Here is an 11,592-nt window from a genome sequence, read left to right as displayed (position 1 = left end):
GCCCGACCACCTAAGCGAAACAGGGCTTAGCGCTGTGTGTTTTCACAAAAAAAGTGGGCTGCTTGCAGTGGCAATGCTCCGTCTTAAATTGTATCTGCGTTATCTGCGCGATCGGCGTGCCCACCCGTGGCATAAGATTGGCATCACTCTTCCCAAACCCAACCGTCATGAAACGCCTGTGGATGATCCTGGTGCTGGTTCAGAGCGCCCTGTTTGCCGCTTCGCAGAACTATTTCGATTTCTACTATACCAACCTGCCGGTGGCGCGGCTTCCCCTTTATTCCGCGGCCTTCCGCAGCTCCTTCGACCGCCTGTACCTCGGCGGCTACACCGATACCTGTACAGCCTGTACGCCCTTCGCCGCCGGCGCCCCGCTGCGTAAGGAGCAGGTTCCCCAACTGCGGCAGCAGCTGCTCCAATACCTGTCGCCCGACCTCTACCAGAAGTTCCAGGTGCCCGGCTCCTACTACCATATCGTGGGCACGAAGACGGCGCCGTACATCATCCGCACGCTCTATACGATCCGCGACAACGAGGTCGTGCCGCAATACCAGGTCAAGGTGACCTTCACCGAAGACCCCGTGCCGGCCGTGTCCGACATCCAGGTCTTCTCTCCCAGGGAAGGCAAGCGCTTCAGCCGAAAGCTGGTGCTCACCACCTACAAGCGAATGGTTCAATAGTCCCATCGCGCGCGCAGCAAGCCGACGAAAAAAGGGAAGCCTCTTCAGACCTCCCTTCGACATTCCTTGTTCCTTGTTCCTTGTTCTTCGGTTCTACTAGCCTCGCTCCTTACGGAACTTCAGGTCCAGAAAGCCTAGCCCGAGAAACAGTACGGTATAGCCCAGCGAGTACCATTCGTGTGTGTCGATGAACGGGCCGCCCTGCTTCATCATCGCTTTCAGTGTCAGTACAGGGAATGCATAGGGCAGCTTATCACAATGTTCCCAGCCAAAGCCAAGGGCGATCAGCGCGCCGATCAGCAGCGCGAGGCCAATGCCCACGGGCGCTACAAAGCTTTTGAAGCGGAGCGACAGCCAGTACTGAATCGCCGTGATGCTCAGCACCGAGATGTAGGTCTTGGCACTGAGGCGCAGCAGCGCCTTCCAGTCGAGCGTGTTGTGAAAGAACGGGAAGTTGCTGTGCACCGTGTTGGCGATCACAGCCACCAGGATCATCAGCAGGTTGTACGATATGAAGAAGAGCAGCAGCATCGACTGGATCGAAAGGTATTTCGCAAAGAATACGTGACCCGTCGGCTGCGGCGAGGCCCATACCTGCTTCCAGGTGTTGTTGCGGAATTCGAGTTGCGGGATGAGCGCGCAGATCAGGATGATGTACATCGGGAAGAGAAAGGAGCTCAGCGCCTGCCAGCCCTGCAGAAAGTGAATGGCCCAGGGCGCCATCTGTAATTGCGGGATCACCTTTTCAGGCTTCAGAATGTAGACAAGCAGGTAGATGGCGGGGATAAAGGCCGCGCCCAGGATGCTCATCCAAAACGCTGCCGTGCGGCGCGTCTTGAGCATTTCGGATTGGTACGAGATGGCGAAGGACATAGAAACAGTTTGGAGTTTGGAGTTTGGAGTTCGGGGTTAGTCGGCTATTGCGGGCCAGCCCTCCCGGTTGATTTAGACGATCACTTTTTCGGCGGGCTTCACCACGACGCTTACCGGGTTGCTATGCTCGGAGGTGATGTCGATGAACAGCTGCTCGAGGTCGTGCTGCTGCGGCTGCAGGAGGTAGATATCGATGTTGGCTTCAACCAGTTTTCGCGCAATGCGTGCGGTGCCGGGCTTGTCGCCCAGCGGCAACAGGAGCTGACCGTTCCGGTACGTGGCCCCGTCGGCATCCAGCAGGAGCAGCGCCGCTTCGTTGTCGGATGTATCGAGCTGCAGGAAGCTGCTGCCGGCCTGCAGCGATTGCAGTTCCGTCAGCGTACCCTGGAACTTCAGCTTGCCGCGGTGGATGATGCCGACGTGCGAAGCCATCTTCTCCACTTCGGCAAGTATATGGCTCGATACGATGATCGTGACGCCTTCCTCGCGGTTGAGGCGGCGGATCAGCTCCCGTGTTTCAATGATCCCGTTCGGGTCGAGGCCGTTGGTAGGCTCGTCGAGGATAAGCAGCTCGGGGTTATGGAGCAGCGCAATGGCAATGGAAAGCCGCTGCTTCATGCCGAGCGAAAACTGCTTTGCTTTTTTCCTGCCGGTACGGTCAAGATCAACCAGGCCAAGAACCTTTTCCGCACGGGCCGGTGTTGCGCCGTACACCTTGCGGTAAACCTCAAGGTTCTCGCGCGCCGTGAGGTGCCCGTACAGCGAGGGCTGCTCGATAAGCGAGCCGAGGCGGCGCAGGATCGCGAGGCGGTCCGCTGCCGGGTCGAGGCCGAAGAGGCGGATGCTGCCCTGCTGGTTGCGGAGCAGGCCGAGAAGGAGCCGCAGCGTGGTGGTCTTGCCGGCACCGTTGGGGCCGAGAAAGCCGTAGATCGAGCCTGCGGGCACGCGGAGGTTGATGTCCTCGAGTACCGGGGTGTCGTTGCCGAAGCGATAGCTCAGGCTGTTGGTTTCAATTACGTATTGCGGGATCATAAGCCTTGTGGTTAGATCCCGAAAGTACCGGTACGTGCCGGCGCCCGCCACTTTGTTTGACGTACGGTCTTTTTCAAAGGACCAATGTCAGTGATCGCTGGCGTCTTTCGGCAGGTAGATCGAAAACGTGGCGCCAACACCCGGCGTGCCGCTTGCTTCGAGGAAGCCGCCGTGGTTTTCGACGATGCGCTTGCAGATGGCCAGGCCGATACCTGTGCCTTTGTATTCAGTTGCGGTATGCAGCCGGTAGAAGATCTCGAATATGCGCTTGTTCTGATCGGGCGAAAAGCCGATGCCGTTATCACTGAAATCGATCCGGTAATAGTTACCCGTAGTTTTACGGGTGGGGTGCTGAAAGCTGCCGGCAAACACTTCGGCGCACCTAATATGAATCTCCAGCGGCCGCTCGTTGTCGGCAAACTTGATCGCATTGCCCAGCAGGTTCGAAAAAAGCTGGCGCGCCTGGAAGCGGATCAGCGGCAGCACCGGAAGTGTATCGGCGAGCACGCGGCTCGATCGCTCGCTCAATTCCTCTTCGTATTCCTGCAGCAGGTCGCGGAGCACCTCGTTGAGATCGGTGGGCTCCGTCTTCTGCTCGTGGCTGTCTACGAGCCGGAAGGCCATCAGGTCTTCCACGAGTTGCTTCATCCGCTGCGCGGAGCTCTGGATCCGGTCGATCGAATGGAGCAGCCCTTCGCTCAGCTGGATCTCATCCTGGTTTACAAGGCGCGAGGCAAAGACCATGATCTTGCGGATCGGCTCCTTGAGGTCGTGCGTGGTGATCCAGTTGATGTTGGCGAGCTCCTGGTTGGCTTTCGTAAGCTGCTCGTTGAGCACGCGCTGGCTTGCCTCCTCGGCACGCAGGTAGTCAAGGTGAAAATGATACTGGAGCGCCGAGGCAAAGCGGCCTGCCGAGGCGATCTCGGAAGGGCGCCAGCCGTTGCTGTGCCCCTTCAGCAGCTGCCGGAAAATGGCAAAGGAGCTTCGCGGTGTCAGCTCGTTGGTAACGGGCGATCGCTTCACGGCATCGTGCGGGTTGCCGGCCCAGTTAATGCTTCGCTCCTGCTCCTGCCGGAACCAGATGATGGCGTCCTTGCGCGGGTCACCCAGCTTGTAGTAAAGGATGCCGGCAGCCTCGGCCGAGATGCGGACGCCTTCGGGATAATATTCTTCAAGATGGCTGGTCACAAACGAAAGCCCGGGGCGTGCCGCCAGCCAGTTGAACAGCGCGCGCGTGCGGTCCGTATTGGGCGTGCTCCCGTTGCAGTACAGGTTGCCCTGGTGCAGCACCGCGGCGCCTGTGGCCCCCGCCACACCCAGCAGCGACGAGAGCTTCTGAAAGCGGTTTCCGAAATCGCCTTCCGTATTGAGCGTGCTGAGCAGCTGCTGCAGGTGCGCCTCGACGACCGTGTGCACCGCATACTCCTCGGCCACCTCGCGCACCTTGATCTGCGAGCTGAGGAAGTGCGCCTGCAGCAGGGCGGCCTTGCGCTGCAGGTAGTTGATGTGGCGCGGACTGTAGTGGTGGCAGGCGATAAGGCCCCAGAGGCGGCCTTCCAGCAGCACGGAAACGGTCAGCGTCGCGCCGACACCCATGTTCTTGAGGTACTGGATGTGGATCGGCGATACGCTGCGGAGGCGGGCATCGCCGAGGTCGAGCGGCGCGGGCGCGCCCTCGCTTGCCGTCGTGAGCAGCGGCACCGGCTCGTAGTTTACGTCGGGGATCATCCGCAGCAGGTTGCGGAGATACAGCTCGCGGGCCTGCGGCGGGATGTCGGTATGCGGGTAGTGCAAGTCGAGGAAGGGATCGAGGTTGGCTTCCTTGCTTTCGGCAAACACCTGCCCGTTGTAGTCTTTGTCGAAGCGGTAGATCATCACGCGGTCGTAGCCGGTAAGGGTCCTCGTTTGCTCGGCGATGCGCTGGCAGAGCTCCTGCAGGTTGCGGGCCCGCTCGATGTGCTGTACCAGCTTTGTCGTCTGGTCGAACAGGTGCTCCGGCTCGTTGATGCGCTCTTCGGCCTGCTCGCATTCGATGATGAAAAGGCCGTCGCCGTTGGGACAGCCGAAGGTGGTCCAGTGGCGGTTGTTGCGGACCAGGTGCAGGGGGAGGCCGGTTTCGCGGAGCTCCTCCAGGGAAGGCGCCAGCCAGTGATAAAGCTCAGGGTCGACGTCGGCGAGGGAGCGCTGCAAGATCGTTTCGGGACCGCCCTCGAAGAAAAGCGCGGCGTTGGCGCTGCAATACCGCAGGAGACCGGACGCATCTACGGCCAGCAAAACGCCGTGCGGTTGTATGGAGCCGGGGATATGAATCGGTTCTGACTCGCAGTTGGCAAGGCTGGCTCCCGCCCGGTTGACGATATCGGTGATCCTCATGCCGGAAAGATAAGAATGCGCCGCCTTTTTCAACGGCCACGCTCCGTTTGCCGTGTTCTCCCCGCATTGCCTTTTCTTTGCAGTGCCGCCGCGGACAAACGGTTCGGCCGTCCGGCGGTACAACAACTATGGCCAAAGACTTACGAAAACAACAGGCGCTGGAGTACCACGCCAAGGGTCGCCCCGGCAAGATCGAAGTGGTGCCGACAAAGGAAGCGAAAACCCAGCGCGACCTCTCGCTGGCATACTCCCCCGGCGTTGCCGAGCCCTGCAAGGAAATCGCTGCGCACAAGGAAAACGTTTATAAATATACCGCCAAGGGCAACCTGGTGGGGGTTATCTCCAATGGCACCGCGGTGCTCGGCCTCGGCGACATCGGTCCCGAAGCCTCCAAGCCCGTGATGGAAGGAAAGGGCGTGCTGTTCAAGATCTTCGCCGACATCGACGTATTCGACATCGAGATCAATGAGACAGACCCCGAGAAATTCATCCAGATTGTCCGGTCACTGGAGCCCACCTTCGGCGGGATCAACCTCGAAGACATCAAGGCACCCGAGTGCTTCGTGATCGAAAAGGCGCTCCGCGAGCAGCTCAGCATCCCCATCATGCACGACGACCAGCACGGAACGGCCATCATCTCGGCGGCCGCCCTGCTCAACGCCCTGCAGATCCAGAAAAAGAAGATCGACAAGGTAAACTTCGTCATCAACGGGGCCGGCGCGGCGGCGATGGCCTGCATCCAGCTCTACGTATCGCTGGGCGCGCGCCCCGAGAACTTCCAGGTGTTCGACATCAAGGGTGCCCTCAGCCGCGAGCGCGATGACCTCGAAGACTTCAAGAAGCCTTTTGCCAACGCCAGGCCCGGCACGACGCTCGATATGGCGATGAAAAACGCCGATGTGTTTGTCGGCCTCTCCATCGGCAACGTCGTTACCGCCAATATGGTGAAGAGCATGGCCAAGCACCCCATTGTGTTCGCGATGGCCAACCCCGATCCCGAGATCCCCTGGGACGAGGCCAAGAGCGCCCGCAAGGACCTCATCATGGCCACGGGCCGCTCCGACTTTCCCAACCAGGTCAACAACGTACTCGGCTTCCCGTATATCTTCCGCGGCGCCCTCGACGTTCGCGCCACCGGTATCAACGAGGCAATGAAGCTCGCAGCCGTCAAGGCCCTCGCCGAGCTCGCACAGAGCCCCGTGCCCGATATCGTGAACCTCGCCTACAACACGAAGACCATCTCCTTTGGTCCCGAGTATATCATTCCGAAGCCGCTCGACCCGCGCCTGCTGGCCACCGTGGCCCCTGCCGTGGCGCAGGCCGCGATGGAAAGCGGTGTGGCACAGCGCCCCATCACCGACTGGGACGCCTACCGCACGGAGCTCAACAAGCGCCTCGGCCTCGACAACCAGGTACTCCGCGTGCTCAACTCGAAGGCCCGCCGCGACCCGCGCCGCATCGTCTTCGCGGAAGCCGACAACATCAAGATCCTGAAGGCGGCGCAAGCCGTTATCGACGAAGGCATCGGCTATCCCATCCTCCTCGGCGATGAGAACCGCATCCGCAGCATTGCCCTCGCCAACGGCATCGACCTCGAGGGCCTGCCCATTTACGACCCGCGCTCCGATATGATGGAGGACCTCCGCAACCAGTACGGGGAGCTCTTCTTCCAGAAGCGTGGCCGCAAGGGCTTCAACGCCTACGAGAGCAAGAAGGTGATGAAGGACCGCAACTACTTTGGCTGCATGATGGTGGAAACCGGCGATGCCGACTGCATGATCTCGGGCCTGTCGAAGAATTATCCCGATACGATCCGTCCCGCCATCCAGTGCATCGGCACCGAGGAAGGCGTGAGCAAGATCGCGGGCATGTACCTCATGCTCACGAAGCGCGGCCCGATATTCCTGGCCGATACCACGGTGAACTTCCACCCCACGGCCGAGGAGCTCGCGGAGATCGTCCGGCTCGCGGCCAAGGAAGTGCGCCACTTCAATATCCAGCCGCGGATCGCCATGCTGAGCTATTCCAACTTCGGATCGTCCAACTCCGAGGAAGCGCACCTCGTGGCGCGTGCCCGCGAGATCGTGAAGAAGCAGGACCCCACGCTGATCGTCGATGGCGAGATGCAGGCCTCGGTAGCCTTCAACAACGACCTGATGAAGGAAAACTACCCGTTCAGCGAGCTGGTCGACAAATCGGTCAATACGCTCATCTTCCCCAACCTGTCGGCGGGCAACGTCGCCTACAACCTCCTCAAGGAGCTTGGCGGCTCCGAAGCCATTGGCCCGATTTTATTAGGTCTGAAGAAGCCCGTCCATATTCTGCAGCTCGGTAGCTCGGTACGGAATATTGTGAATATGGCTACTATTGCAGTGGTGGACGCACAGATCAAGAACCAGCAGGCTGCGGCGGACGCGATCCGGCGCTCTCCCTGGTGGAAACGATTGAATAAATAAACGAATGACGAAATTTCTTACGGACGTAGGGCGGTATATCAAAATGATCCGCAGCATGTTTTCCCGCCCGGAGAACCTGAAGATGTACTGGAAGGAATTCATGCACCAGTGCTCGGAGATCGGTATCGGCTCGCTGGGCATCGTGGTGATCATCTCGGTGTTCATCGGTGCCGTATCGGCCGTACAGACCGCCTACCAGCTCACCAACCCCCTCATTCCGGCCGAAACGATCCCGCAGATCGTGCGCGACACCGTGATCCTCGAGTTCGCCCCGACGCTCGTCTGCATCGTGCTGGCGGGTGTGGTCGGCTCCAAGATCGCCGGCGAGCTGGGCAACATGCGCGTGTCGGAGCAGATCGACGCCCTCGAGATCATGGGCATCAACACGAAGGCGTACCTCGTGATGCCGAAGATCATTGCCTCGCTTGTGGTGATCCCGATGCTGATCGTTCTGGCGGCCGTGCTCGGCATCTGGGGCGGACGCATCGCCTCGGTGGCCTCGGGCATTATCGACGCCACCACCTACGACCGCGGCCTCCATATGGCGTTCATTCCCTACAACGTATTCTTCGCCCTGTGCAAGGCCTACACGTTTGCCTTTTTCATCTCGAGCATACCCGCTTACTTCGGCTACCACGTCAGCGGCGGCGCCCTTGAGATCGGCCGTGCCTCCACCAAAAGCGTGGTGGTCACCTGTGTAACGATCCTGTTCGCAGACTATGTACTCTCCGCCCTACTGCTACAAGTATGATTGAAGTTAAGAATCTCAAGAAAGGCTTTGCCGGCAAGACCGTGATCTCGGACGCCAACGTAACGATGGAGGCCGGTAAGTGCAACCTCATTATCGGCTCTTCGGGCTCGGGCAAAACGGTGCTGATGAAGTGCATGGTTGGCCTCTTTGAGCCGGATGCCGGGCAGATCCTGTATGGCGGCCAGGACTTTACCGCGATGGATGTGAAGCAGAAGAAGGAAATACGCAAGGAGATCGGGATGCTTTTCCAGGGCTCGGCGCTCTTCAGCTCGATGACGGTGGAGGAGAATATCATCTTCCCGCTCGATATGTTCACCCAGCAAACGCACCGGGAGAAGCGCAACCGTGTCAACGAAGTGCTGGAGCGCGTCAACCTCAAGGGCGCCAACAAGAAATTCCCCGCCGAGCTATCCGGTGGTATGATGAAGCGTGTCGGCATAGCCCGCGCCATCGTACTCAACCCGAAATATCTTTTTGTCGACGAGCCCAACTCGGGCCTCGATCCGCAGACCTCCGGCCTGATCGACCAGTTGATCAAGGAGATCACCATGGAGTATAACATCACCACGGTCGTCAACACCCACGACATGAACTCGGTGATGGAGATCGGCGACCATATCGTGTACATGTACCAGGGGCACAAGGAATGGGAAGGCAACAACAAGGAGATCATCTTCTCCAAGAACCAGCGCCTCAACGATTTCATCTTCGCCTCCGAGTTCCTCCGCGACGCCAAGGATATGCGCCAGCTCGAGGAAACCGGCAAGATCGCCAACGACCGCAACATGGAGCAGCTCACCAGCGACGACGCTCCCGAGCTCGTGCCCCCGCCGGAGGAGTAATGTGGTGATGTGGTAATGTGCTGATGTGGTAATGGGGTCGTCTTCAACCAGCGTGACGCTATGCTCACGAACCTGTCTGAACCTTCCCTGAACCCTACCTGAACCTTCGTGAACCTCCTCAACCTTCCCTGCTAACAATTTATTTCCCTAACTTCCTTCCCAAAACCTGCTAATGGAATACAATGCAACTGCGGAGCAGGAAGTGCTCCGCGACAACCTCCCCCCGAAATTACCCCAAGGCCTCAATGTGCTGACCATCCTCACGTTCATCGGCTGCGCGCTCGGGATCATCGGCGTCCTTGCCGGTACGGTGATGAGCAAAGACTACGCGACGCAGAAGGCGCAGCTCGAAGATGCCGCCGATAAGGCTGGTGATGGCTTTGCCGGCAAGATGGTGCAGTCACAGCTCGAGTCGCTCAACAAGCATCCCGAGTATTACCAGAATATGTACGACTACCGCTACATCCTCTTCGGATCGATGCTGGTATTTATCGTCATGTGTGCTGTCGGCGCCTACCGGATGCGGCAGCTGCGCAAGAGCGGCTTCCTGATCTACACTATCGGCGAGCTGGCACCCATCCTGGTGACCATCATCCTCGTGGGCTTCGGTGGCGACGGTACCTGGAAAACCTACAGCGGCTACCTCCTTCCGATTATTTTCGTGGCCCTGTACGCCATGCAGCGCAAGTACCTCGTGCGCGAGTAAGGACTGCTCGCCTTCTTTCGGGGCATTACGGTATTTCCTTACTTTTGCCCAACTTTTAAAAACCGATATGAGCATTCTTGTCAATAAGGAATCGAAGGTCCTGGTCCAGGGCTTCACCGGCACGGAAGGCACCTTCCACGCCTCGCAGATGATCGAGTACGGCACCAACGTCGTTGGCGGCGTTACCCCCGGCAAGGGCGGCAGCGACCACCTCGACCGCCGTGTGTTCAACACCGTGGCCGATTGTGTGAAGGAAACCGGCGCCAACGTGTCCATCATCTTCGTACCGCCGGCATTTGCCGCCGATGCCATCATGGAAGCCGCCGAAGCCGGCGTTGCCCTCATCGTGTGCATTACCGAAGGCATCCCGGTGCAGGATATGGTGAAGGTGAAAAACTTCCTCCAGGGCAAGAACGTTCGCCTCATCGGGCCCAACTGCCCCGGTGTTATCACCGCCGACGAATGCAAGGTGGGTATCATGCCCGGCTTCGTATTCAAGAAAGGCCGCATCGGCATCGTTTCCAAGTCGGGTACCCTCACCTACGAGGCGGCCGACCAGATCGCCAAGGCAGGCCTCGGTATTTCCACGGCCGTGGGTATTGGTGGCGACCCCATCATCGGCACCACTACCAAGGAAGCCGTTGAGCTCTTCATGAACGACCCCGAAACCGACGCCATCGTCATGATCGGCGAGATCGGTGGTGGCATGGAAGCCGAAGCAGCCCGCTACATCCAGTCGACCGGGAACAAGAAGCCGGTTGTTGGTTTCATCGCCGGCCAGACCGCTCCTCCCGGACGCCGCATGGGCCACGCAGGCGCCATTGTCGGCGGCGCGGAAGACACGGCTGCCGCGAAGATGAAGATCATGGAAGAATGCGGCATCCACGTGGTGTCGAGCCCCGCCGATATCGGCAAGACCATGGCCTCTGTTATCGGAAAGAAATAATCCAACAGCATTCATAGAAAAAGCCCCGACGTTTGTTGGGGCTTTTTTATGGCGTTTTTCAAGGAAAGGGTTGCTCAGGGATTTTGCGTGCGCATCCAGGCCGTGAGCGATTCCTTGGAGCTCGAAAACTCGAAGGCGTCCATCACCTGGAAAAAGTTGTTGCGGTCGGTGGTGCGGGGGTAAGCCGTCTTGGCCACTTCGAGCCGGTCGTTGTCGAAGCTGAATTGCTGCATCAGCTGCTTCACCTGCGCCGCGGTTACGCGGTTGGAAGCCAGCGCATTTTTTACGAGCGAGAGCCTGGTGTTGTCGAAGTTCTCGTTGTGCAGCTGCTGCAGGAGGGCTGTGAAGTTCGATGCAGACATCGTTCCGTAGCCGCCATTGTTGTAACCACCGTTGCCGTAGCCACCGTTGTTGCCGTTGCCGCCGTTGCCCCAGCCGCCGGAATTGTTGTTACCGCCGCCGTTGCCGTTGTTCCAGTCATTGTCGTTCCAGCCGCTGTTATCGGGATAGCCACCGTTGCCCCACTGGTCGTAATCCGTATACACGTTGCCGTTGAGGCGCCGCTCGTCCACATAGGCGCGGCCAAACCGGTTGATCATGACATCGACGTGCGTGTAGGGCTTCACCTGCACCTGCGTGCTGAAAAGAACGTTCCGGCCGCCGCCATTGCCGTTGCCGTTGCGCCGGCTGAAAACACGGATGCTGTGGCGACCCGCGGGAACGTGGTCGATGTACACGACATTGTCGCTGGGCGTGTAATAGCGGTTGTCCACTTGCACCACCAGGTTGGTGATCCCGGCGAACGTTACGGTCAGGCGTCCTTCGTCGTAATAATGCGCGAAGCTGCTGCTGAATGAGATGGCGAGTAAGAGGGTAAAAATTGTTCTCATAAAAATTGTCTCCTTGTTGGTAAGATCGGGAAAATGGATGAGT

The 11,592-nt window shown here is 59.1% G+C and carries 10 protein-coding genes; 6 read left to right on the top strand and 4 right to left on the bottom strand.

Features of this window, described 5'->3' with window-relative positions; all coding sequences use genetic code 11:
- Positions 1 to 167: 167 nt before the first annotated feature.
- Positions 168 to 680 (top strand): hypothetical protein, encoded by a 513-nt coding sequence (locus tag ACYU7Z_RS16685; RefSeq protein ID WP_460572535.1) that lies wholly within the window; start codon positions 168 to 170, stop codon positions 678 to 680.
- 96 nt (positions 681 to 776) lie between these two features.
- Here ACYU7Z_RS16685 and ACYU7Z_RS16680 read toward each other — a convergent pair whose 3' ends face one another.
- The 3 genes from ACYU7Z_RS16680 to ACYU7Z_RS16670 form a co-directional block, all read right to left on the bottom strand.
- A complete protein-coding gene (locus tag ACYU7Z_RS16680; RefSeq protein ID WP_460572533.1) occupies positions 777 to 1,553 on the bottom strand; it encodes an ABC transporter permease in 777 nt (258 codons plus the stop codon).
- 72 nt (positions 1,554 to 1,625) lie between these two features.
- On the bottom strand, positions 1,626 to 2,585 hold the full coding sequence (locus tag ACYU7Z_RS16675; protein WP_460572531.1) for an ABC transporter ATP-binding protein: 960 nt from the start codon (positions 2,583 to 2,585) through the stop codon (positions 1,626 to 1,628).
- Between the two features lie 87 nt (positions 2,586 to 2,672).
- Positions 2,673 to 4,958 (bottom strand): ATP-binding protein, encoded by a 2,286-nt coding sequence (locus ACYU7Z_RS16670; RefSeq protein ID WP_460572529.1) that lies wholly within the window; start codon positions 4,956 to 4,958, stop codon positions 2,673 to 2,675.
- Between the two features lie 128 nt (positions 4,959 to 5,086).
- Between ACYU7Z_RS16670 and ACYU7Z_RS16665 the strand changes: the two genes are divergently transcribed.
- From ACYU7Z_RS16665 to sucD, 5 genes are all read left to right on the top strand, one after another.
- Positions 5,087 to 7,414: an NADP-dependent malic enzyme gene (locus tag ACYU7Z_RS16665; protein WP_460572527.1), complete on the top strand. Its 2,328-nt coding sequence runs from the start codon at positions 5,087 to 5,089 to the stop codon at positions 7,412 to 7,414.
- A 4-nt stretch (positions 7,415 to 7,418) separates the two neighbouring features.
- The gene (locus ACYU7Z_RS16660) at positions 7,419 to 8,165 is read left to right on the top strand and encodes an MlaE family ABC transporter permease (RefSeq protein WP_460572525.1); all 747 of its coding nucleotides are present in this window, start codon (positions 7,419 to 7,421) and stop codon (positions 8,163 to 8,165) included.
- Positions 8,162 to 9,007, top strand: a complete 846-nt coding sequence (locus ACYU7Z_RS16655; protein WP_460572523.1) for an ABC transporter ATP-binding protein — start codon at positions 8,162 to 8,164, stop codon at positions 9,005 to 9,007. Before ACYU7Z_RS16660 ends, ACYU7Z_RS16655 begins: the two co-directional genes overlap by 4 nt.
- Positions 9,008 to 9,179: 172 nt before the next feature.
- Positions 9,180 to 9,713 (top strand): hypothetical protein, encoded by a 534-nt coding sequence (locus tag ACYU7Z_RS16650; protein WP_460572521.1) that lies wholly within the window; start codon positions 9,180 to 9,182, stop codon positions 9,711 to 9,713.
- Between the two features lie 67 nt (positions 9,714 to 9,780).
- Positions 9,781 to 10,659: a succinate--CoA ligase subunit alpha gene (gene sucD / locus ACYU7Z_RS16645; protein ID WP_460572519.1), complete on the top strand. Its 879-nt coding sequence runs from the start codon at positions 9,781 to 9,783 to the stop codon at positions 10,657 to 10,659.
- Between the two features lie 74 nt (positions 10,660 to 10,733).
- Here sucD and ACYU7Z_RS16640 read toward each other — a convergent pair whose 3' ends face one another.
- The gene (locus ACYU7Z_RS16640; RefSeq protein WP_460572517.1) at positions 10,734 to 11,549 is read right to left on the bottom strand and encodes a DUF4476 domain-containing protein; all 816 of its coding nucleotides are present in this window, start codon (positions 11,547 to 11,549) and stop codon (positions 10,734 to 10,736) included.
- Positions 11,550 to 11,592 lie beyond the last annotated feature (43 nt).

It is taken from the genome of Flaviaestuariibacter terrae (assembly GCF_054777635.1).
The sequence above is the reverse complement of the archived record's forward strand: the minus strand, read 5'-3'. Positions and strand labels throughout refer to the sequence as shown.

Excerpts from the sequence above, each read along its gene's own strand:
- ACYU7Z_RS16685 (WP_460572535.1), top strand. The coding sequence starts at position 168 with ATGAAACGCCTGTGGATGATCCTGGTGCTGGTTCAGAGCGCCCTGTTT.
- ACYU7Z_RS16680 (WP_460572533.1), bottom strand. The coding sequence starts at position 1,553 with ATGTCCTTCGCCATCTCGTACCAATCCGAAATGCTCAAGACGCGCCGC.
- ACYU7Z_RS16675 (WP_460572531.1), bottom strand. The coding sequence starts at position 2,585 with ATGATCCCGCAATACGTAATTGAAACCAACAGCCTGAGCTATCGCTTC.
- ACYU7Z_RS16670 (WP_460572529.1), bottom strand. The coding sequence starts at position 4,958 with ATGAGGATCACCGATATCGTCAACCGGGCGGGAGCCAGCCTTGCCAAC.
- ACYU7Z_RS16665 (WP_460572527.1), top strand. The coding sequence starts at position 5,087 with ATGGCCAAAGACTTACGAAAACAACAGGCGCTGGAGTACCACGCCAAG.
- ACYU7Z_RS16660 (WP_460572525.1), top strand. The coding sequence starts at position 7,419 with ATGACGAAATTTCTTACGGACGTAGGGCGGTATATCAAAATGATCCGC.
- ACYU7Z_RS16655 (WP_460572523.1), top strand. The coding sequence starts at position 8,162 with ATGATTGAAGTTAAGAATCTCAAGAAAGGCTTTGCCGGCAAGACCGTG.
- ACYU7Z_RS16650 (WP_460572521.1), top strand. The coding sequence starts at position 9,180 with ATGGAATACAATGCAACTGCGGAGCAGGAAGTGCTCCGCGACAACCTC.
- sucD (WP_460572519.1), top strand. The coding sequence starts at position 9,781 with ATGAGCATTCTTGTCAATAAGGAATCGAAGGTCCTGGTCCAGGGCTTC.
- ACYU7Z_RS16640 (WP_460572517.1), bottom strand. The coding sequence starts at position 11,549 with ATGAGAACAATTTTTACCCTCTTACTCGCCATCTCATTCAGCAGCAGC.